Genomic DNA, 20,585 nt, shown 5'->3' on the forward strand with positions numbered 1-20,585 from the left:
TGAGTATCGATCGGCTTGGTCGTATCAGTGCAGGTATTGCAGCGGGCTGTGAAAACTAGGAAAGCAAGTCGGCCCGACTCACACCTGAAAGTCCGCTTTTGAGCCGTTTCTTTTCCGTTGCTCTCGCTTCGTCAAGCACATGCTGGTGCAGCAAGTACCCGAAGCCGGCGTTTTCCAGACGCAAGATCAGCTCGTTTTTTCGACAATCAAGTGTCTCGGCGCAACGCTCCAGATCCCAGTCCTGCCCTGCCAGTTGGCTCAGCAAATACGCCCTCCGGGTTTGGGCGGATGACAATCGGTATGTCTTTAAATACTGCAGTGTTCCGTCGTCGGCGTAGATCGCTTCCCCGATGTGATTCTCCGCAGATGGATCCAAATCGGTGACGAACCGTTCTAGACTGAATGGTTTGAAACGGTACACACGTTCGCTGTGATATGCCCGGTCGAACAGCGCAGGCGACATCATGGTGTTGAATCGATTCCACCGACGTCGTAGTGCATCGACTTCACGACGCAAATCCGCAATGCTCTCAATCGACTGCATGTTGATTGGCTCAGGAAACATCACGTTTTCAGTCGCGTAGCACCCGAATTGCCAGATCAGCTCGCCGTAGAAGTCGGTGATCAGTGTATGATGCAAAGCGGTGTAGTCATCCGGATGGGGGACGACGAATGCGGACGCCAAGCTCTCAGAAACAAAGACGAGCATGCCGACCTGGTTTTCATGAATTTCGAACAAACGCAGAGCATCGTCCAGGCCAGCGATTTGGTCCCCGGGGACCACCGTTTCACTCCTGGGCGATAGCCCCGTTCGCATCACAGCGGTGGAATATTCCGTCCACGCGATGTCGGGGCCGCCAAAATGCAAGGCCAGCAGGCCTTCCATTGCGACGTGCAAAGGCAGGAATCGCAATTGCGTCTTGCCTTCGCGCCGCGCCATCTTGCGAAGACCGCGTGCGGTCATGAACCGCCCGTACGACTTTCCATCTTTCTTCTTCGCCGCGAGCGCCATCTGTGATCCATAGACAGCCCCACCGTCCGTCGTCCAATTGGCAACCAGCCCATGCGGCACGTAGCTGGTATAGACCGTCTTCGGATCAATTTCCACGAACGCAAACTCTTCCGAGTAGACGCGTGGTGACAATCGCAGATCTTCGCGATGCCCGCTGCGAATCAACGGCACCAACCGCACTCCGCCCAACACCTGTGGCGGAGCCAAGGTGAGACCGTTGAGTCGCATGCCGCTCGACGTCTTTTGACGATCAGTCATGACTGACTCCAATGAACACCGTAGCGAGCATTCCAAGATAGGCTTCGAGTTGCGTTTGCGAAGCTTCTCCGGATGAAAATTTCGCAAAGCCGAGCGACGCGCCGAGATCTTCCGCGTCACGCAACCCGATCGTAGTCAATGGACTGCCCAGCGGCTTTGGCGAAAAGTGGTCGGGGTCGAACACGGGATTGGCATGTAGAAAGGCGATGGGATGGGTCTGTGAAAGACGCGTCTGATAGGCGTGAACGATTTGGCGTGCAGCGTCGGCGGGTGCGTTTTCATAGCCATCTGAAACAATGATAACGTTGTCGACCTGGTACTCGATCGCAGCCAACAACGGCGTGGCCAAATCCGTTTGGCCGCCCGCTTCGACAAGAAACACATGGTCTTCTGCCGTGGCCGATTCCAAGTCGCCCGAACGAGACGGTGTCCAAAACGATTGCATCCCGTTCCCACTAGCGGCAAGCAGGTAGTGAACGGCGACTGCAACCGCCAAAGGTCGCCGACGTCGCTCTCGTGACCCCCACGTCGATCGACTACGGTCCAACACCGCAGCGGTTCTGCCGAGACTGAGAGGTCGCTTTCGCAAAGCTCTCGCCGCAGCGGCTCGCAAAGCATCGTGTAGTTCCGCCGCCCGTCGCCGCTGTTGTTCGATGGGCAAACCGATCACATACATCGCCAATTTGGTCAGCGGCGTTCGGGCAAGATCGACTTTTGGCTTTTCCTTTCCAAGTCGCTCGGCACTGGATTGCGCTCGTTGCCGTTCCGAATGAGTCATCCGCGGTTCGATCTTCCGCAAAAACTCTAGCCTCGGGATTTGGTGTCGTGCTGCGAACCCCTCCGCGACCGAGTAGGGCAACTCGTAGACCGCCTGCTTGGAATAGTGCGCACGCAGAAACGAATCAAACAGTGGCGTCTCAAACTGTTTCTGTTCCTTCAGTGCAAACAGAAATGCGCCCGTTTCCGGATCGAGGTCCTGGTGGGTATGGCGAGCGACGATGCGAACCTTTGATCGGTACTTCACCGCATCAAATGCAGGACTGGATCGCCACTTCAGATAGTCACGAACGACCGCTCGGCTTCGACGATTGTTGATCTTCGCTTCACGCAACCGAGTAAACAACGTGAAGACGCGATTGGCCGGCAAGCTATGCAGCGTCGCCGAAATTAGCTTGCCCTCTTCCTCGCGATCCGCCTTGTCCGGAGGTGCCCCTGCAGCAAGAAGCTTCAAAACAATGCGAGCCCGGTTGAAGTCATTCACGCCCGCTGCCAGCACGCGCCGATAAACCCTGCGGTAGTTCGCTAGCACATAGCTGTGCAAAAAATCGATGGACACACGTCCGTAACTGCGACTGCAGTAGTACTCCGCTTGCCCGGTCGCCGCGAAGCACGCGTTGATGAACATGACCAAGTCTTCTCGCTCGCTCGCTTCCTTCTGAGCAGCGTAGATTTCATCCCGAGATTGCGACGCGTTTTTCACGGATGCCGGTCTTGCAGAAAGAAGAACTGCTCGCCCGGGGAATAAGATGGAACAACGAGCTCTTCAGCTTCAGAGGCTAACGCGGAAGTTGCTCCAAAGTCCCACGGACGAGCCAGGAGTATTATAGCGAGCGAAGATGCCCGCCAACAGAGAGCACAGGCGGAGTCCAAAGGTTCAGGCGGCTCGCACAATGAATTCGCATCAGTTGCAGCACACTCTTTGTTTGACCGATTGAGCAGCCTTGGGTCAATCGTACCCGCGATCCGTTGAGCGAACTTGCCTATGAGACATCGATGGACTTTCAATCATTGCCCGTCATCGCTACTGGGGAGCGGTGCCGATTGATTCGCCGCCGATCACCGCTTGCACTGCTTTTGCGATGTGCTCGGCGATCAACCTCGTCCCGGTCTCGCTCGGGTGGACACCGTCTTGGCTGAGCCATTCAGGCTGCTTCGCGAGAAGACGATTCAGGTCGACGAGTGGTACGTCGTGTTCGCTTGCGACCTCCCGCGCAGCGTTGCAATAACGTTGAACGACCGACGAAAATCCTCCCAACGCAGCAAACGGCTCTCGTTCGTGGCGCGTAAAAAACTTCTGCTCGTTGATGGGCGGAAGTGTGCAGAGGACCACTTTCGATCCGTGCTCTCGGCACGACGTCATGATCGCCTGAAGGTTCTCCTTGTACTTGTCGACGGGAACAAACACGCGTTCGGAATCAGCCCGCAGATCATTGGTTCCGAACATCACGACGACCAGATCCGGATCGTGCACCATCACATCGCTCTGCAAACGCCGCAACCCCATGGCACTGGAATGACCGCCTTTGCCTGCGTTGATCGATTCGATGTCAAGCAGCTCTTCCAGCACCTTGAAGTACCCGCGATTCGTAATGCTGTCGCCGAAACACACCACTTTGGCACGCCCCGCTTGAGCAGCGGCCGTGCGGTGCAATGCTTTGGTTTTCTGACACCGTGCTTTCGGCACGCCGGCGCTCTTCGGGGCATCGGCCAGGACGACGTTCGGCGGAGGCGATGCTTCGTCGGCGAAACCGCACGGGCTGGCTATCAGTAGGATGCCGAAGAAAACTCGATGGATCAGCGTTAAGAGAGCAGGGCGAAAATCCAATGACTTACCTCAGGCGGGTATCAGACCAACAGATAACCGCCTTCCATGCGAAAGGCGGTTGCATCAGCCTCAGCGTCGAAACGTGTCGGCCAACGGGAGCAGGCTATTTTAGCCCAGACGCCGAATCGGGGCGAGTCTTGCATGGTGGGAATGAATCAAATCAGAGCGGTCAGGCCTGACCCCCTTTGATGCGGTCCTGCATCCCATGCGATCGTCCGTCGTGGAATCGCAGCGCAATGGTTGGTACAATGAATCGGTACAATGAAAACTGCATCTTCGTGGCCCAAGCTCTGAAACATGCCTCCCCACCAGGAAGCGAAGAAGACTCATGACGCTCTCCAAACAAGCGGCTGCCGAGATCGGTCAGGCAGCTGCCGCCGACACCACTCCCCAGCCACGGCTCATGAATGGGAGATGCATGGTGATCGCCAAAGAAGTGTTTGCGGCGACGCCTGGTGATGATCTTGATTCCAAGGGATTCATCGCGCTACGCTGGCGTGTCCCCGCCGGTGACATTCGAAGTCACGTGGCCGTTTTCGTAGCGGAAGGCGGCGCCCGCTTCGTCGTCGACGCTGCGTGGCAGCAATATCCCTTTGTTGCAAAGATGGAGAAATACTCCGCTTCCACGGCCAGGAAGCACAGGAATCTCCCCAATTCTGGCCGAGACCGCGCAGACGCCAAGGCATCCAATCCCGCGACGCGGGTTTTCGTCGGGACGCCCGAGGACTGGCAAGACATGGTGGAGGGCTTCAACACCATCGGGGGAAACGGCATTGCGCGGAGAATGTTCACGGATGATGAGGCCGCGAGTCGTTGGATGTCCTTCCGTGATTGAAAAATGTCGATGAAGCTGGAAGGCAAGGTTCGTTCCTGATGGGCGTAGCGGATGGATGCGGGATACGAGAATGGAGCGTTGGAATGGCAATGAAGAGTCGGCTGCCGTGGTGTCTTTTGAGCTTCGTGTTGATCGCTCCGGGGTGTCGCACGACAGCGAAACCCAGCCCGGACGTTTCATCAGTGTCGGCGACCTCCGATGCCTCCACCACGCAATGGAAACCACTCACGTTTGTCGACAAGCCGGAATTACAAGCCGGAACGGGGCCCATGGATGCGGGCGACCCGCCTGAGTTCTCATCGACCGATTCGGGCCTGAGGTATCGGATCTTGCGGAATTCCGACGGCCAGAAACCCACGGCCGCCAGCACCGTGACCGTCAACTATCGCGGCTGGCTCAATAGCGGGAAAGTGTTCGACAGTTCCTATGAGCGTGGTGAACCGACAACCTTTCCCTTGGGAAATGTCATCGCCGGTTGGACCGAAGGCATGCAACGGGTCGGTGAGGGCGGAATGATCGAACTGTGGGTGCCTTCAAGACTCGGCTATGGCGAACGCGGTTCCCCAGGCTCGATTCCACCTCACTCGAACCTTCACTTCATCGTCGAACTCGTGCGTACCAACTAGTGCTTTGTCAGCTTTCAATTTTCGAGCCTGCGTTTGTCGAGCGGAAAAGGGGTCAGGTACCAAAAATGCGAAGCACCCTGTGGGCCATTTGGTTTTTGGTACCTGACCCCTTTTCCGCGGTACCCTAAGAATAAAAGTTGACGAAGCACTAGTGCTTTGTCAGCTCCTTCGTCCGGGGCAGCTTAGCTTCCCTGCGATTTTTTGAAGCGTCCCAAGGGTGACGCGACGACGCGGGAGCCGTTGAGCTGGACGCCTTCTTCGGCCAGACGTTCGGCCTGGACGCTGGGATTGCAGGGCGGCAGGTGCCCGTCGCTGTAGACGACACGCCACCACGGCAGGGTGTCCAGGGACTGCGCAAGCAGGCGGCCGGCGGCGCGCGACGCCCGGGGCCGGCCCGCGGCGGCCGCGATGTCACCAAAACTGACGACTTCGCCGGGACGGAGCCGCAGGACCGCGTTTTCCATCTTGAGCTGAAATTCGGTTAGCATAGGAAGCACGATCCCCAATTCTTCAATCGTCCCAAACCCGTACAGGTCCCACCGTGAAACGCCGTGATTTTGTCGCCGCCAATCTGATCGCCGCCGCCGGTGCGGCACTGGCCCCCGGACACCTGATCGGCGACGACGACGCGGCAAGTGGTGGCCGCATTCGACAATCCATCATGGGCTGGTGCTTCAACCCGATGGACATGCTGAAATTGGCCGTCGAGTGCAAACGCATCGGCTTGGAAGCCATGGAAGGTATCAATGCAAAGCTTTACGACCAAGTCACCGCGATGGGACTGAAGATCTCCTTGGTCGGCAGCCACGGTTTCGCCACCGGGCCGCTGGACCGAGACAATCACGCCGAAGTCGAAAAGAAACTTCGCGACGGAATCGACTTGGCGGTCCAATACGGCGCCCCCAACGTCATCACCTTCACCGGGATGCGAAAACAAGGCATCAGCGACGCTGCCGCCCGCAAGAACTGTCTGGATTGCTGGAAACGCGTGATTCCCTATGCCGAAGAAAAAGGGATCGGTTTGGTCCTGGAGCATCTCAATAGCAAGGCACACCTCAACCCCGACGGCACGGTGCATCCGATGAAGGGACACCCGGGATACTGGGGCGACGACATTCACCAGTGCGCCGAATTGGTCAATCAAGTCGGCAGTGAAAGATTTAAACTGCTCTACGACATCTACCACGTTCAAATCATGAACGGCGACCTGATCGCGAACTTGGAAAAATACCAGTCGATCATCGGGCACTACCACACCGCCGGCAATCCGGGACGCCGCGAACTCGATGGCCGCAACGAAATCAATTACCCGGCCGTCATGCGCGCGATCAAGGCCACTGGGTACCGCGGCTATGTCGCCCAGGAATTCATTCCCACCAGCGATGACCCGATCCGCTCGCTCGAAGAAGCCTACGCGGTCTGCGACGTCTAGCGGGATCGGTTGAGCCACTGGGTGAGGATGCCACCGGATCGTTTTCGCGGCTGCGGGGTGGTTTGCCGCGGTGTGGGTCCGCCCGCGGAGGGCGTATCGGCCGATGAGTCGTCGGACGATCGCTCGCTAGAAAGTCGCGTGGAAACGGATTGGTTCTGTGACGACGTGCGACCGGACGTCAACCGTCTGGACCAGCCGACGAATTTTTCGGCCAACGACGGTTTGGTGCTGCCGACGTCCTGATTCGATTTTGATTCCGATCCTGAGTCTTCCGCTTGCTGTGAACTGGCCGCCAACAGCTCCTCCACCTCCAACGCGACTCGGCCCTCGCCGTCCCCGCGATCGTTCAACGCAACCTCCATCGCGGCGGGACTTGCCGGCTGCGTGGCTCCTTGGCCGAGCACCTGCAACGACCTCGCGATCGCAGCGGCCTGCGGCGACCCCGTCGGTGATGGCAAGGCCGGCACGGCTTCGTCCGGCAAGTCGGACGTGTCTTCGATCAAGCTGCCGGCGTCGATCGTGCCGAATTGTTCGCGGAACGAACTGGTCATGCCCGGCGTGTGCAATTCGAGCGGTTGCCCCGGCGGAAGCACCAGGTCGGTGGAAAAGCGGCCCAACGGCGGATAGTCCATCGTGTGTCCCGGTGACGACGGCTGCTCCAAGTGCGAGCCGATTTGGTCGATTGCTAAACTGCCGAAACCACTTTGGATCGCGGTCCCAAGCAGCGCCGGTTCCGGATTGGTCTGGGCCGACAAAACGTCCATTGCGGCATCCAGGTCGGCGACCGGCTGCGGCGGCAGGACGTGTCGGCGATCCACTTCGGCGTCGGCCGAGGACTGCGAATCGATCGTCGGCATCACCAGAGGATAATCCTGGACGCGGAAGCGACGCAGCTTCGGTGGCGCGTCGACGACCAGCGGATTGGTCAGTCGCTCGCCACGCCCGGTATCCAAACTTAGACTTCGAGTTTGCGGATTGGGGGGGCGCTGCACGATGGCCGCCGATCGGGCAGCGGCGATCGATGGCGCAGGGGCCGCCGATCGGGCGGGGGGAAGTGTGTCGGTTATACCGGTCGCTCCGGTCTCGCCCAGTTCGGCAAAACGAAACGTGCCCTCGCCATCCTCAACGGGCGCGGGGGCGACGCGAATCGGTGACGTCGTGCGGATCAACTTGGGAAGCTCGCCCCCGTCTGCCGGAACCACGCCTGTGGAAAGCACACACAGGGCCGCGGCAAGTTTTGCGACCGATTTGCCGCCACGATTGCTGATTGACATCTCACGCTTCCTTGCTGGTCTGCCGACGAGCGAACCATCCTTGGATCGCACATTGCTGCTCCATTGGCTTCGACGAGTCGCCACCACGAGCGAGAATCGAACCGGCGTGGGCCCGGCAAAATCGATCTCCGAGCACCCTCCAACGCCGTCAACCGCTCAGACACGAACGAACATCCGATTCGGACCAATGCGACGTTCTGGAATATCCGGCAAGACCGGAATGCGAATTATTCACACTGTCGCGAGAAACCCGCCCTTCGCGGTTCAAAACGATCCGCCACCGGCGTCGCTGGGCATCCGCCAGTCACCGCGTGGCGAAAGACTGACCGAACCGACTTTGGGCCCATCGGGCACACAATTGCGTTTGAATTGATTGCGAAAGAACCGCGTGATGAATTGGTCGAGCGTCGCGGCGATCGTCACCGAGTCATACGGCTGATCGAACGTCGCTTGGGAGGCGAGATAGAGGATCTTGTCGCGTGTGAATCCGTTGCGGACGAAGTGGTACAGGAAAAAGTCATGCAGCTCGTATGCCCCGATGGAGCTTTCGGTGTTCTGCCGAATCGTTCCGTCACTGGCCGGCGGCAACAGTTCCGGTGAGATCGGCGTCGCGGCGATCCGATGCAGCAAGCTGCCCAGTTGACCATCAAAGTAGTGATCCGCGGCGTAGCGTACCAGGAATCGCACCAGCGTTTTGGGGATCGAGGTGTTGACGTTGTACATCGACATGTGGTCGGCATTGTATGTCGCCCATCCGAGCGCCTGCTCGCTCATGTCACCGGTGCCGAGCACAAATCCGCGGTTCATCAACAACATCGTGCGGATGCGTGCCTGGACATTTTCGAAGGTCAAATCGGCTGCGTCATCGGGCAACTGATTCAGTTGACGTTGCAACGATGCAACCGTTGTGTGCTCGTCGATCTCCAGTCCGAGCGGTCGGTGGCGGAGCGAGTGAAAGGTGTCCAAACAGAGTTGGCGAATGTCGATGCAATCGCCGGTCACGCCGGTCGATTCGATCAACCGATCGGCACTGGTGCGGGTGTGATCGGTGGTGCCGAATCCCGGCATGGTGATCGCATGGATCGATTCCCGCGGCCAGCCGGCGGCATCGACCGCCTTGAGCGCGACCAGCAGTGCCAGGGTGCTGTCCAATCCGCCGGAAATGCCGATCGCCAACGGAGTCGATTTTGGCAGACACGACAGTCGCTTGATCAGACCGGCCGATTGGATCGCAAAGATTTCGCCGCAGCGCTCGGCCAATTCACCTTCTTCGGACGGCACGAAGGGATGGGCATCGACATAGCGAAGCAGTGTCTGGGGCGCCGCTTGCTTGGCAGCGTCTTGGATCAGCTTGATCGTTCGATAACTCGGTTTCAGTTGATCTGCGACATCATCAAACGATCCGACCACGCGTCGATCATGGGCGAGTCGCTGGAGATCGATGTCACAGGTGACGGACATCTCGGCGACCCATTCGGGCGATCGGCCGTCTCCGATCCGCCGCGACTGGCCGATCAGTGAGCCGTTTTCGGCGACCAGGCAGTGCCCGCCAAAGACCAGGTCCGACGTCGACTCGCCGGGACCGGAGGAAACATACGCGTAGGCGGCGATACAACGGCCCGATTGCGACTTGACCAAGTCGCGACGCCAAGCGGCCTTGCCGATCGTTTCGTTGCTGGCCGAAAGATTGACCAACACATTGGCGCCGGCCACCGACGCGTTGCTGCTCGGTGGAATCGGCGTCCACAGGTCTTCGCAAATTTCGATCGCCATGACGGCTTCGCCCAGGCGGAACAAAAGGTCCGTCCCGAACGCAATGTCCTGTCCCGCGATGGCGACGGTCGCGGGGTCGGCCGGTCCGGCGGGGCGGAAGTGCCGTCCCTCGTAGAACTCGCGGTAGGTCGGCAAAAACGATTTCGGCACGACGCCGGCGATCGTGCCGCCGCAGACGACCGCGGCAACGTTCATCAGGCAATCCCCGACCACCAGCGGTAATCCAACGATCACCGCGCCCCGTCTGGCCCGAGTCGACTCGGCGATCCGCATCAACCCCTCGGCGGCGCCGATCAGCAGCGTATCGCTGCCAAACAGGTCACCGCATGTATAGCCCGTCAGCGCCAGTTCGGGCAGCACGGTCAAGTCGGCGTCGATGTTTCCGATCGAATTCAAAATCGCCTCGGCGTTTGCCGCCGGATCGGCGATAACGGTCGGCGGGGCCGCCGCGTGAATGCGAAAAATTCCGTGCTGAAACAATGCAGTCGGTCTGGGGGTAGGGGGTGATGTTGCGGAAATCACGCGATCAACACGAAACGTTCACGCAACGTTTTGACCGCCGGGCCCATTGTAACCTGCACCGGTCCGACCGCACTCCCGGCACCATCCCCGCTCCTGTGTACCGGATTATTCACGGTCTCTGGACAGTCCCCCCGCCACCAATGCCCGCTTGCGCCCTATAATCTGAACCCGCTTCGCTTCGTCGCCTGCGCTCCGAAAGCGGACCGCCGACGAAGCGAACGATCTGTGTCTAACTGATTGAACAAACGACTTGATGAGAGAAAACGACATGACCCGAATTTTGACCGCTGCGTTTGCACTGATGATCACCGCGTCGATCGCCATGGCCCACTGCCAGGTCCCCTGCGGCATTTACGGAGACCAATTGCGATTTGAACAAATGCTCGAAGATGAGCACACGATTTCGAAGGCTCAGCTGCAGATCAACGAGATCGCCGACGGCGAGATGTCGGCCCAATCGATCAACCAAGCCGGACGTTGGGTCACGACCAAAGAAGAGCACGCCACGAAGATTCAAGACACGATCTCGGCGTACTTCTTGGCCCAACGCATCAAACCGGGCAGCGAAGGTTACACCAAGAAACTGACCGCCGCCCACGCCGTCATCATCGCTGCGATGAAGTGCAAGCAGTCGGCGGATCCGGAAACCGCCAAGGTGCTCGAAAAAGCGATCTTCGATTTGTACCGCGCCTACGAAGGTAAAGAGCCCGCGTTCGATCACTCGCACTAAGCGGCGGAAGGTGCTTTCACGGTAGGGCACGCTGTGCGTGCCGAATGGTAGCCGAATGTGATGCACAGCATCACCTACACGTCCCTTATGCCAACACGGCCCCGACCGGTTCGCCTTCGCTGATTTTCAACGGGCGTCCGATTGGGGTTTGGCGTTCTTCGTGATAGGGCACGCCCAAGGTCGACAGGATCGTCGCGTGCAGGTCACCGATGGTGATCGGACGGGCGACATCGGCCAGCGGCTTGTCGGGATCCAGTTTGGGATCGGCCGCCGTCTCGCCGTACACGCCTCCCTTGCGAATGCCGCATCCGGCCAAAAAGGTTGAAAATCCGTGCGGCCAGTGGTCCCGTCCTTCGGCCGGGTTGATCTGTGGCGTGCGACCAAATTCGCCGCCGCAAACGACGAGTGTGGTTTCCAGCAAGTCCTGCTCAACCAGCCGGTCCAACAAGGCCGCCAGGGCTGCGTCCAGGATTTCACAGCGGGCCGATTGCAAGGAGTGATTGGTGATGTGGGAATCCCAACCGCCCAGCGTGACCTCGACGCAACGCACCCCCGCGCCGATCAAACGCGTCGCCGCCAGGCAGCCCCGTCCGAACGGCGTCTGGCCGAATCGTTCGAGCGTCTCCTTGGATTCGCTGGAAACATCAAACGCGCTGACCTGTTCGCTGGACATCATCCGCAGCGCCGCATCGGTGGACGACTGGTGCAGGGTTCGGTTTTGGTCCAAGTCACGCAGTCGCTGCCGGCGGAACCGGTCTTCGAGCCACTGCAGATCTTTCATCCTGCGATCGAACCGGTCTTCGGCGATCGGCGATTTCAGATCCGGGACCGGGTTCTGGGGATCACCGATTTTGAACGCATCATAGACCGGGCCCAGGTAACCGCCGCGGGCCGGAGCGTTCTGCGGCAGGATCGAGATGTGTCGCGGGATGTCCAACTGTTCGGGAAACTCATGACACAGGATCGAACCGATCGACGGATGCACCAGCGTCGGATCGGGGCGATACCCGCTCTTGATATTGTAAATCGCCCGTTGATGATCGCCTTCTTTGCTGGTCACGCTGCGGATCAGCGATCCCAAATGCATCTTCTCGGCCACGCGTGGCAACGTGTCGGCGATCTGCAGATCGGGAACACTGGTCGGGATCGCTTTGACTTCGCCGCCGATGGCCGATCCCGGGTGCGGGTCGAACGTTTCCAATTGGCTCGGTCCACCCTCGAGCCACAACAGGATCACGTTTTTGGGCCGAGACGTCTCGGTCACACCGACCGCGTCGGCCCAGGCGAGTTGATGGGCGATGGTGGAGAGCATCGCCCCGCCGGCACCGGCACCCAGCAGTGTTCGCCGAGAGAGATGGGCATGCGGGTCGCAAAGCAGATCGTGATGGGACATGGGATCGGGCTGTGAGACGGAATGGAATGGCGGGTGGATGATTGCAAACGTGGGGAATCGGCGGTCTTCATTGGTGGTCGCAGTGACGTTGCGTCAATGATTCCAGGTGAACTCGGTGCTATTGGCGAGCGTCCAATAAAGGTCTTCCAGGGCCTCTCCACGGTCGGAACGCTCGGTCAGTTTGTCGATGAAATAGTCGCGTTCTTCGGCGTCGGGATAGCGATTGAGCAGACACAGATAAATCGTCTCGATCGCTTGCGCGTCGTCACGTGCGAACAGGTTGATGTGCCCGGTCGCGTTCAAAACCGGATTCGGCTCGCCGGCTTCGCGGAGCATGTTGCCGTTGATCATCAACAATCGTTGCGGAATCGTGATGCCGTCTTTGGAAAACTCGTTTTCACCCAAGTCACCAAACCGTTCCAAGAAGTCGTTGATCGATCCGTATCGGATCAATTGAACCAACAACGAGGAATCACGATTGATCGCCTTGATCTTGGAAGCCTGAACGATCGATCCGGCGACTTGTTCGGCACGCAAACGGGTCAGGGGAAACACCGCATAGCGCTGTTCATGCGGTTCAGTGACGTCGAATGTCGCCCGACTGGCAACGCGAAACGCATCACTTTGCGCGATGATCCGAATCGTGCGTCGAATGTCGCGGTGTTGCACAAAATCGTCCACGATCGGCTCCAACATCGGCGGCAGCGGTTCATCCAGCGGCAGGTTGTCGACCGCTTCGGTTGCCGAGCGTCCGAACATCAATGCCCAAAACCGGGCGACGGCGGCGCGCGAAAACTGGCGGTTGTCTTGATGCGTCACCCAAGTCGCCAAACGCGATCGGGCGTCGCCTTCCTCCGGCAACAACTCGGCGGCGTAGGGCACCGCCGGTGTCACCTGGACCGCTTCGGTTTCATCCAGGTACTGGTACTCGTAGTCGGCCTGGCCCGTGCGGACGCCTTGCAATCCGTTCGTTTTGGCGCTGCTGTAGAACGCGGCCAGCTGGTGAAAGTCTTGTTGGAGGCCTTCGCGAGTCTCGACGGGATCGCCCAAATTGACGTTGCCCAAAAAGTCATTGTGGCATTGCAGACAATCGATGCGCAGCCCCAGGAACGCGCGGCTGGTTCGGGCCGCCAAGCGAATCGGATCCGGGTTGCCGTCGTTGCTGTCGAACGTCACCGTCAAAAAATTCACTTCCGGACGGTCCGTCCACAGCCCTTCGGCGGTGATCAAGTCGCGGACGATCTGGTCATACGGACGATTAGCAGCCAGTTCGTCGGACAACCAGTGCCGGAAACGGCGTCTGCGATAAACGATGAACGGGCCTTCGTCGGCACCGACAACGAACCGTGTCCACCGCTCTGCCCAATAGTCGTGGAATCGCGGGTCGCCGAGTAAATTCGACAGGTGTGTCGATTCACGCCGATCTTCGGGCAGACTTTCCAACCCGCGGATTTCTTGCAGCGACACGCCGCTGCCGATCAGCGCCAACGACATGCGGCGACACGACGCCAGCCAATCGGCCGGCGGGGCACTCTGCAAGCCGAGCTCGGCAAGTTGTTCGGTGCGCGCCGCGTTGACCGCAGCGACGACGCGGTCAATCGATTCGCTCGGGGCAGCAGCATCGATTGGCGCCGAATCGACGGATTCCCGATCAGTGGATTCCGAATCGGCCGACGGCTGCGTCCCTTCCAATCGAACGTCGCTGGCCGCTTCGACCTCGCGACGTCGATCGTTGGAGGATTCGGACAGCCCGGACGCCATGTACCCGAACGCGACCAGCATCAACAGCCCGAACCAGCTCCACTTCGCGACGGAGACGAAGAATTGTTTCATCAGATCATTTTCAAATTAGTTGCATCGTCAGTTTTGCATCGCTGGTACAGTCGCTAGCCCCCACGCTATTATCCACAAACGGCGGCAGAAATGGCGAGTGATTCTCGTTCCATTCGCCCCCGATGAACCGATCTTGATGATTGGAACCGAAAAAAACTCTTGGATTGTTCATGTCAGACCCCACCGACCCGTTTTTCGAACCCTACGACCGCGACCAGATCGCCTACGGGGACGTGCCGTCGGCTCCCCTGGCCGCCTACCTGGACCAGGTGGACTGTAGCGGCCAGGCGATCGATCTGGGGGCCGGAGCCGGGCGTGACACCATCGAATTGGCCAAAGCCGGTTTTCACGTGACCGCCGTCGATCTGAGCCCGCGGGGTGCCGAGCGAATCCGGCAACGGGCCGAGGCTGCCGGCGTCGGCTCACGCGTGCAGACCTGTGTGGCGAACGTTTGCGACCATGAAATCCAACCCGACGCCTTCGACGCCATCTGCGCAACGACCGTCTTGGATCATCTCCCGGCCGACGATGCCCGGCGGGTTTGGAACCGAATGATGGCCGGTCTCCGCAACGGCGGCGTGGTTTACGTCGAAGTCCACACGACCGAAGACCCCGGCAGCGACCGATGGCCGGGATCGCAGAGTGATGCCCCCCAAAGCGAGACCGCCGCCGCGGTGGTCAATTACTTTGCCCCCAATCAACTCGCCGGCTGGGCCACCGAGGAAGCCTCCGCGCTGAGGATCTTGCGTTACGAAGAACGCTTGGAATGGGATTACACGCACGGGCCGGAGCATCTGCACGGCAAGGCCATCCTGTTGGCCGTCAAAACCGGCGCGCACCCGCCGTGGTACGGCCAACCGGTCGCGTTCCCGCGACGTGGTGCTTAAGGCATCGTTGATTTCAAAGTGCTTTTTGTCACGCTCCCTATCAGAGCATCGGTGTCAACACATTCTTTGAAACCCTCCCTGGCAGGGAGGGTCGAGCGAAGCGAGGGGAGGGTCGGTTGGACATCGCAGACTGATTGCGAGCCGCCAAAAAACGTCCCCGCCCGCTTGTACCTCGCGTCTGACCCTCCCTAAATGAGAGGGTGATTTCAGGTCTTGCGAGCTGCGTTGACACCAATGCTGCCAGCGAGCGTTGATTCTTGACTTGCTGTGTCTCTTGGTCGATGATCGGCTACCTTTGATTCATCGTCATCATTCCCGCTCGGTAGCAACACCAGGAGTCCGTCGTCATCATGCAAGTGTCGTTGCTTTATGGTCGAAGCGGGATCACGGTGCCCTTGCCGCGCGACGCCGACGTGACGCTGATCGCCAAGCCGGAGATGCCGCGACAGGGCGATCCGATTGCCGCGGTTCACCAGGCATTGAACTGCCCCGTGGGGTCGAGCGGTGCGGCGGGGTTGCGCGAGATCGCCGAGGGGGCCGGAAGCGCCTGCATCGCGATCTGCGACATCACACGGCCGGTCCCGAATCACCTGTTCCTGCGACCGATGATCGAGACCCTCGTGTCGGCCGGCGTGCCGCTAAACCAAGTCACGGTCTTGGTCGCGACGGGATTGCATCGCCCCAATCTCGGTGACGAGCTTGCCGAACTGATCGGCGACCCTTGGGTGTTGCAACACGTCAACGTCGTCAACCACGACGCGCTGTGCGATCAGGACCACATCGATTTGGGCCAAACCCCGACACGGCAGACACCGGTCAAAATCGATCGCCGGTTCGTTCAAGCCGATCTTCGGATCGCCACCGGACTGGTCGAGCCGCATTTCATGGCCGGCTATTCGGGAGGCCGCAAAGTGATCGCGCCCGGGCTGGCACATGCCGACACGATCCGGACGTTTCACAACCATCGATTCATGTCCGACGCCGCCGCCACCAATTGCAACCTGCATCGCAACCCGCTGCACGAAGAACAGTTGGAAATCGTCAAGATGATCGGCGGCGCGTACGCGCTCAACACGGTCATCGACGACCAACGAAACCTGTCCCTGGTCAACTTCGGCGAAATCACCGCAAGCCACCAGGATGCCGTCGCGTTTATCGGCCAGTATTGTCGTGTGAGCGTGCCGCGGCGCTACCCGACGGTGATCACCAGCGCCGCCGGTTACCCGCTGGACAAAACGTATTATCAAACCGTCAAAGGGATGGTCGGTGCGATCGATATCCTCCAGCCCGGCGGCCATCTGATCATCGTGTCCGAGTGCAGCGAAGGGTTGGGATCGGAGGAATACGCCGCCGCCCAGGCGACGCTGACACGCTTGGGATCTGATGGTTTCTTGCAATCGATCCGGCACCAACCGTTTGCGGAGATCGATGCCTGGCAAACCCAAATGCAAACCAAAGCGACGGAGCGGGGAACGGTCCATCTCTACTCTTCGCTTTCTCCGTCATTGCAAACGCTCACCGGCGTCTCGATTGTCGACGATCTCGAAGCCACCCTGCAGGCTTGCATTGACGCCAGCGCATGCAAGTCCGTGGCCGTCATCCCCGAAGGCCCCTACGTGATCCCCTTTGTGCAAAACGAAGTGGCGTAAGCTTCCAGCTTGCGTTCAGCCTGGGATTCGCAAGCTGGAAGCTTACGCCACTTGGCTAACGCATTTCCTGGATCGCTTGACGGGCCTTGGGCAGAAAATCGGGATGGTCCACCAGATGCATCAAGCCGGGGCTGCTCATCAAATGCAGCAGCAACTGTCGGTCCGGCGGACGATTCTGCTCGATCCACTCGTTGAGCGCCGGATCGTTGCGAATCTCATCGATCGCTGCATTGAAGGCGGGATCGGATCGCAGTTCTGCGATGCCGGGATCCTCCAACAGACGCTGGACGTTTTCGGGGTCGCCCAATCGTTGCACCGTTTGGCGGAACTCGCCGACGCCGGCCAGCGGCTCGAAGCGCTGGAAGGGGTTGTAGTCACGAATGAACGGGCCGAGCAGGCTTTGACGTGTTCGCGAGGCCCAATCGTCGACGGCCGTCGCGACGGCGTTGTCCTTGATGTCGTCCGCACGCTGCCACATTTGCAGACTGATCAGTCCACCGAGCAGCAGGTAACAGATCGCGACCCCTTCGACCCATCCGATGGCGAGACCGGCGAATTGATTGGCCCCTTTCCAGACGCGGCGTTTTGCCAACACCCAGTTGCTGATCATCGAGATCCCGAGTGTGACGACCAACGAGATCAGCACGCCGATGGCGGCGATGCAAAGGAAACGATTGGTCAGCCCAGTGGTGCCGAATCGTTCGGAAAACGCGGCCTGGTAGTGCATGCCCATCGCCGGCGCGTAGGCGACCGCGGCGACGAGTGCCAGGATTGATGCCGCGATCCGGGCGAACCCCATCCTGAACCCGCCCCAACCGGCCAGCGCGATGACAACGATCGTGATGGCGGTGACGGGATCACCGCGTCGGTACAGCAGAACCGCCGCGGCGAGGCTGCCCAGTGACAGCGGATAAAACAGCCACGCCGGCATGGGGATCGGGTCACCCGGTTTCGGCTTTCGTCGTTTTTTCTTGCGTCGAAACGGATTCGTCGCGGTGGAATCGGCCATGATGACGATTGGCGGGGCGGAGGTGAACCGGGACTTGCACGGCCAATCATAGGCCATCTGTTCCGCCGACTGCGGCTTCAATGCCGAATCGGAGCGACAAAATACGGGCCTGCAGCGCAGCGGGGCCTCACTGATTGAGCTGCGCTTGGATCACCTCGTGGTTGGCTCGCGTCCCCAACGCTCCCCACAATCCGTACGGGCTTGCCGCCCCGGGGCGGCGGTTTCCGGTCCCGTTGTAGACCACGGTTCCGATGGTCGGATCGCCCGCCTCGACGGAATCGGTGATGAAAACCACGGCCCCGTCGCCCATCAAGAGGTGGACACCGCCTTGGTGACGGCTGCTCGCCGACAGCACGCCCGGTGTGGTGTCTTCGAGTGACATGCAGGTTTCCGAGTTGGGCGGCAGAATCGTATTCATCGCCGTGTAGGGTTGCATCCCGCTGGCCCAGCGGAACCCTCGCCCCTGATTGCCTGCCATCACGTCGGCCAGCGAAGGATCCCAGAATCGGGGACGGTCGGGGTCGATGTCGTCGCGGCAGGCGGTGGGGGCATTGCGCAGCCCGCTGAAGGTGCCCGGGGCAAAACTGTGCGCCAGGGTGCGAACGTCGCGGTCGCCCAGATCGGTCGCAATTTCACCGTACATGATGGTGTTGGACAGGCCATCCAACACGTCTCGAAATTTTTTCTCTACCCGCGGCACGAACATGCCCCGCGCCGAAGCCAACAAGCTGGTGTTGGAGTTGTTGTGGACCTCGATCTTGGGAACCCCACGCAAGTTGAACCAGTACGGACCGTTGTCGGTGTAGTGCAACCCGTCGCCCAGACAAGCGGCGTAGTTGGTCCGTCCCATTGCCGGTAGGCCGACGCCCGGATCGCTGGGGCAGCGGAGCGTGGGAATCTCCGTCATCCATGGTGGATAAGCATGGTTGCTTTGATTGACGATGACAACGCTGTTGGGTTCTTCGGTCGGCGTCGGGCCCATCGCAGGCCATGGCGGAACGCGCGTCACCCCTGGATTGTTCAGGTCAACCGAGTTGGGATTGCTGATCTGATCCCAGATCCCCTGCTGTTCAAAGAACGGCGTCAGGGCGACAAACGTGCTCAGCATCATCATGTTGCAATCGTCGCCGTATTCGCTGAACCAACTTCCCGTGGGTGGAAGACGGCGGGTTCCGTTCAGATGAATCGGCAGCTGCTTGTACGCGGCGTGGTAGTTGTGAACGGCCAAGCCGATCTGTTTGAAATTGTTGCTACAACTCATCCGCCGCGCCGCTTCGCGGGCGGACTGAACCGCCGGTAGTAACAAACCGACCAGAATGCCGATGATTGCAATCACGACCAACAGCTCGACCAGCGTGAACGCTCGCGCCCGGGTTGCGTTGGCCCGGCATGGATTCAGTTTCATTGTCGCTTCCCCTATCAATGACGATCCGTGAGATGAGATGACGAGTGATCGGGTGAGGGTCTACTGACGATGCTCGGCCAGCGCTTGGGTGGCGCGGTCGCGATTGGCCTGCTCCTGCTCACTCATCTGATAGGTCCGCGGCTGGATCACCGTGGGCTCGCTGGAGAAACACCCGGGCAGGGCGACGGATGCCACAACGAACACAAGAAGAGGAATTCGATTCATGGAACTGCCGATAGAAAAGTAGACTTTCAGGCCGGCTGACAGGATGAGTACGCGGTCACGATTGGATCACCCGCAACGGCGCTGTCGACCATTGCGTTCATCCCGTCGCCCGCCTGCCCCCGCAGTCCGGCATTGGTCCCGACGTTAGTATTCAACCCCCGCGCAGCCTCCTATGAAACCCCCCAGTGTCAGATAATCGCGGGAAACCATCATTGCGTTACAGCCGACACTTCCAGATTGCCCAGCGGATCCGCGGAGCCGAACGCCGATGGGAATTGCATGTGCCGTTGTCGCGGCGCAATAAGCGATCGCGCGCCCTCAAGTTCACAAAGTCATCGGGCCGCGGCGAACCGGACGATCATTCGTGGCGGCCAAATTTTTTTTCATCGCTTCGTCAGCTTTAAATTTTCGCGACCCGGGGCGTCCTCCTCCAAACTTTCCGGCAACCGTGTGATGCAAGACTCCCGATCCGAACCACAACCGGAACCTCGGTCTGGCCCCACCTCGTGGGCGCGGCCGGTGTGGCTGGACCTGACCCTGATCGCGACTGCGATGGTGACGACGTTGTGGTTGCTGGGACAGCCGCCCTGGTGCCAGTGCGGGTCCTACAGACCCTGGTCCTGGGAGATTTATTCCCGGCACAATTCCCAGCACCTGATCGACCCGTACACCTTCACCCACGTGCTGCACGGCATCTTGTTTTTTGCCGCGTTGTGGCCGCTTCGGCGGCGAATGCCCGCCGGCGTTCGATTGAAAACAGCGGCCGTGGTCGAGGCGGCTTGGGAAATTCTTGAGAACACGCCGATGATCATCGAGCGTTACCGCGAGGCGACCATTTCACTGGACTACTACGGCGACTCGATCGCCAACAGTGTCTTCGATCTGTTGGCCTGCCTTGCCGGGTATGCCATCGCATCGCGGCTGAAGTGGTATTACAGCGCGGCCATTTTGATTGTCGTCGAAGTCGCACTGCTAGCAACGATCCGCGACAGTCTGCTGTTGAACATCATCATGCTGGTCTGGCCCAGCGACGCGATTCTGCAGTGGCAATCAGGATGACCGATTAGCGCTTGCTCTCAATTGGTGCCACCCACTAAACGTGGCGGGGGCAACGCGG

18 protein-coding genes are annotated in these 20,585 nt (G+C 59.7%); 7 read left to right on the forward strand and 11 right to left on the reverse strand.

The annotated features are described in order from the left end of the window. Positions 1–55 precede the first annotated feature (55 nt). The 3 genes from Enr13x_RS04745 to Enr13x_RS04755 form a co-directional block, all read right to left on the reverse strand. Positions 56–1,270 carry an ARPP-2 domain-containing protein gene (locus Enr13x_RS04745; RefSeq protein WP_145384955.1) on the reverse strand — a complete coding sequence of 405 codons (1,215 nt, stop codon included), beginning with the start codon at positions 1,268–1,270 and terminating at the stop codon, positions 56–58. After that, positions 1,263–2,750 carry a vWA domain-containing protein gene (locus tag Enr13x_RS04750; RefSeq protein WP_197455785.1) on the reverse strand — a complete coding sequence of 496 codons (1,488 nt, stop codon included), beginning with the start codon at positions 2,748–2,750 and terminating at the stop codon, positions 1,263–1,265. The genes Enr13x_RS04745 and Enr13x_RS04750 overlap by 8 nt, the downstream gene beginning before the upstream one ends. A 321-nt stretch (positions 2,751–3,071) precedes the next feature. Continuing rightward, complete coding sequence (locus tag Enr13x_RS04755; RefSeq protein WP_231744092.1) at positions 3,072–3,734, reverse strand: SGNH/GDSL hydrolase family protein; 663 nt, start codon at positions 3,732–3,734, stop codon at positions 3,072–3,074. Positions 3,735–4,203: 469 nt separating this feature from the next. Here Enr13x_RS04755 and Enr13x_RS04760 point away from each other — a divergent pair, with 469 nt between their 5' ends. Next, positions 4,204–4,710: a hypothetical protein gene (locus tag Enr13x_RS04760; protein WP_145384957.1), complete on the forward strand. Its 507-nt coding sequence runs from the start codon at positions 4,204–4,206 to the stop codon at positions 4,708–4,710. Positions 4,711–4,793: 83 nt separating this feature from the next. Next, positions 4,794–5,336 (forward strand): FKBP-type peptidyl-prolyl cis-trans isomerase, encoded by a 543-nt coding sequence (locus tag Enr13x_RS04765; RefSeq protein ID WP_145384958.1) that lies wholly within the window; start codon positions 4,794–4,796, stop codon positions 5,334–5,336. A 182-nt stretch (positions 5,337–5,518) separates the two neighbouring features. On the opposite strand, the gene Enr13x_RS04770 is transcribed toward Enr13x_RS04765, so the two are convergent. Next, positions 5,519–5,824, reverse strand: coding sequence for an MGMT family protein (locus tag Enr13x_RS04770; protein ID WP_145392107.1), 306 nt, complete (start codon positions 5,822–5,824; stop codon positions 5,519–5,521). Positions 5,825–5,877: 53 nt separating this feature from the next. Between Enr13x_RS04770 and Enr13x_RS04775 the strand changes: the two genes are divergently transcribed. After that, complete coding sequence (locus tag Enr13x_RS04775; RefSeq protein WP_231744093.1) at positions 5,878–6,768, forward strand: TIM barrel protein; 891 nt, start codon at positions 5,878–5,880, stop codon at positions 6,766–6,768. On the opposite strand, the gene Enr13x_RS04780 is transcribed toward Enr13x_RS04775, so the two are convergent. Next, positions 6,765–8,042 (reverse strand): hypothetical protein, encoded by a 1,278-nt coding sequence (locus Enr13x_RS04780; RefSeq protein WP_145384959.1) that lies wholly within the window; start codon positions 8,040–8,042, stop codon positions 6,765–6,767. The two genes, Enr13x_RS04775 and Enr13x_RS04780, sit on opposite strands and share 4 nt — an antisense overlap. A 264-nt stretch (positions 8,043–8,306) precedes the next feature. Then, positions 8,307–10,295 carry an NAD(+) synthase gene (locus Enr13x_RS04785; protein ID WP_145384960.1) on the reverse strand — a complete coding sequence of 663 codons (1,989 nt, stop codon included), beginning with the start codon at positions 10,293–10,295 and terminating at the stop codon, positions 8,307–8,309. Positions 10,296–10,605: 310 nt separating this feature from the next. On the opposite strand from Enr13x_RS04785, the gene Enr13x_RS04790 reads away from it, so the two are divergent. Next, positions 10,606–11,067, forward strand: coding sequence for a superoxide dismutase [Ni] (locus tag Enr13x_RS04790; RefSeq protein ID WP_095741585.1), 462 nt, complete (start codon positions 10,606–10,608; stop codon positions 11,065–11,067). A gap of 85 nt (positions 11,068–11,152) precedes the next feature. On the opposite strand, the gene Enr13x_RS04795 is transcribed toward Enr13x_RS04790, so the two are convergent. Further along, positions 11,153–12,460: a DUF1501 domain-containing protein gene (locus tag Enr13x_RS04795; RefSeq protein ID WP_145384961.1), complete on the reverse strand. Its 1,308-nt coding sequence runs from the start codon at positions 12,458–12,460 to the stop codon at positions 11,153–11,155. Between the two features lie 93 nt (positions 12,461–12,553). Beyond that, the gene (locus tag Enr13x_RS04800) at positions 12,554–14,293 is read right to left on the reverse strand and encodes a DUF1549 domain-containing protein (protein WP_231744094.1); all 1,740 of its coding nucleotides are present in this window, start codon (positions 14,291–14,293) and stop codon (positions 12,554–12,556) included. Between the two features lie 170 nt (positions 14,294–14,463). Here Enr13x_RS04800 and Enr13x_RS04805 point away from each other — a divergent pair, with 170 nt between their 5' ends. Then, positions 14,464–15,180, forward strand: coding sequence for a class I SAM-dependent methyltransferase (locus tag Enr13x_RS04805; protein WP_145384962.1), 717 nt, complete (start codon positions 14,464–14,466; stop codon positions 15,178–15,180). Positions 15,181–15,530: 350 nt separating this feature from the next. Then, positions 15,531–16,829, forward strand: a complete 1,299-nt coding sequence (larA, locus tag Enr13x_RS04810; RefSeq protein WP_145384963.1) for a nickel-dependent lactate racemase — start codon at positions 15,531–15,533, stop codon at positions 16,827–16,829. 55 nt (positions 16,830–16,884) lie between these two features. On the opposite strand, the gene Enr13x_RS04815 is transcribed toward larA, so the two are convergent. From Enr13x_RS04815 to Enr13x_RS37710, 3 genes are all read right to left on the reverse strand, one after another. Then, entirely contained in the window at positions 16,885–17,838 is a 954-nt protein-coding gene (locus tag Enr13x_RS04815; protein ID WP_197455786.1) for a CvpA family protein, read from the reverse strand. Between the two features lie 127 nt (positions 17,839–17,965). Continuing rightward, on the reverse strand, positions 17,966–19,243 hold the full coding sequence (locus Enr13x_RS04820) for a DUF1559 domain-containing protein (RefSeq protein ID WP_145384965.1): 1,278 nt from the start codon (positions 19,241–19,243) through the stop codon (positions 17,966–17,968). 60 nt (positions 19,244–19,303) lie between these two features. After that, positions 19,304–19,468 (reverse strand): hypothetical protein, encoded by a 165-nt coding sequence (locus tag Enr13x_RS37710; protein ID WP_197455787.1) that lies wholly within the window; start codon positions 19,466–19,468, stop codon positions 19,304–19,306. A gap of 453 nt (positions 19,469–19,921) precedes the next feature. Between Enr13x_RS37710 and Enr13x_RS04825 the strand changes: the two genes are divergently transcribed. Continuing rightward, positions 19,922–20,527: a DUF2585 family protein gene (locus tag Enr13x_RS04825; RefSeq protein WP_231744095.1), complete on the forward strand. Its 606-nt coding sequence runs from the start codon at positions 19,922–19,924 to the stop codon at positions 20,525–20,527. The last annotated feature ends 58 nt before the right edge of the window (positions 20,528–20,585 follow it).

The organism is Stieleria neptunia, from assembly GCF_007754155.1.
Classification (GTDB): Bacteria; Planctomycetota; Planctomycetia; order Pirellulales; family Pirellulaceae; genus Stieleria; species Stieleria neptunia.

Coding starts and splice junctions, on each gene's coding strand:
- Enr13x_RS04800 (WP_231744094.1), bottom strand. CDS start 14,293: ATGAAACAATTCTTCGTCTCCGTCGCGAAGTGGAGCTGGTTCGGGCTG.
- Enr13x_RS37710 (WP_197455787.1), bottom strand. CDS start 19,468: ATGAATCGAATTCCTCTTCTTGTGTTCGTTGTGGCATCCGTCGCCCTG.
- Enr13x_RS04805 (WP_145384962.1), top strand. CDS start 14,464: ATGTCAGACCCCACCGACCCGTTTTTCGAACCCTACGACCGCGACCAG.
- Enr13x_RS04820 (WP_145384965.1), bottom strand. CDS start 19,243: ATGAAACTGAATCCATGCCGGGCCAACGCAACCCGGGCGCGAGCGTTC.
- Enr13x_RS04780 (WP_145384959.1), bottom strand. CDS start 8,042: ATGTCAATCAGCAATCGTGGCGGCAAATCGGTCGCAAAACTTGCCGCG.
- larA (WP_145384963.1), top strand. CDS start 15,531: ATGCAAGTGTCGTTGCTTTATGGTCGAAGCGGGATCACGGTGCCCTTG.
- Enr13x_RS04770 (WP_145392107.1), bottom strand. CDS start 5,824: ATGCTAACCGAATTTCAGCTCAAGATGGAAAACGCGGTCCTGCGGCTC.
- Enr13x_RS04795 (WP_145384961.1), bottom strand. CDS start 12,460: ATGTCCCATCACGATCTGCTTTGCGACCCGCATGCCCATCTCTCTCGG.
- Enr13x_RS04790 (WP_095741585.1), top strand. CDS start 10,606: ATGACCCGAATTTTGACCGCTGCGTTTGCACTGATGATCACCGCGTCG.
- Enr13x_RS04745 (WP_145384955.1), bottom strand. CDS start 1,270: ATGACTGATCGTCAAAAGACGTCGAGCGGCATGCGACTCAACGGTCTC.
- Enr13x_RS04760 (WP_145384957.1), top strand. CDS start 4,204: ATGACGCTCTCCAAACAAGCGGCTGCCGAGATCGGTCAGGCAGCTGCC.
- Enr13x_RS04825 (WP_231744095.1), top strand. CDS start 19,922: ATGCAAGACTCCCGATCCGAACCACAACCGGAACCTCGGTCTGGCCCC.
- Enr13x_RS04815 (WP_197455786.1), bottom strand. CDS start 17,838: ATGGCCGATTCCACCGCGACGAATCCGTTTCGACGCAAGAAAAAACGA.
- Enr13x_RS04765 (WP_145384958.1), top strand. CDS start 4,794: ATGGCAATGAAGAGTCGGCTGCCGTGGTGTCTTTTGAGCTTCGTGTTG.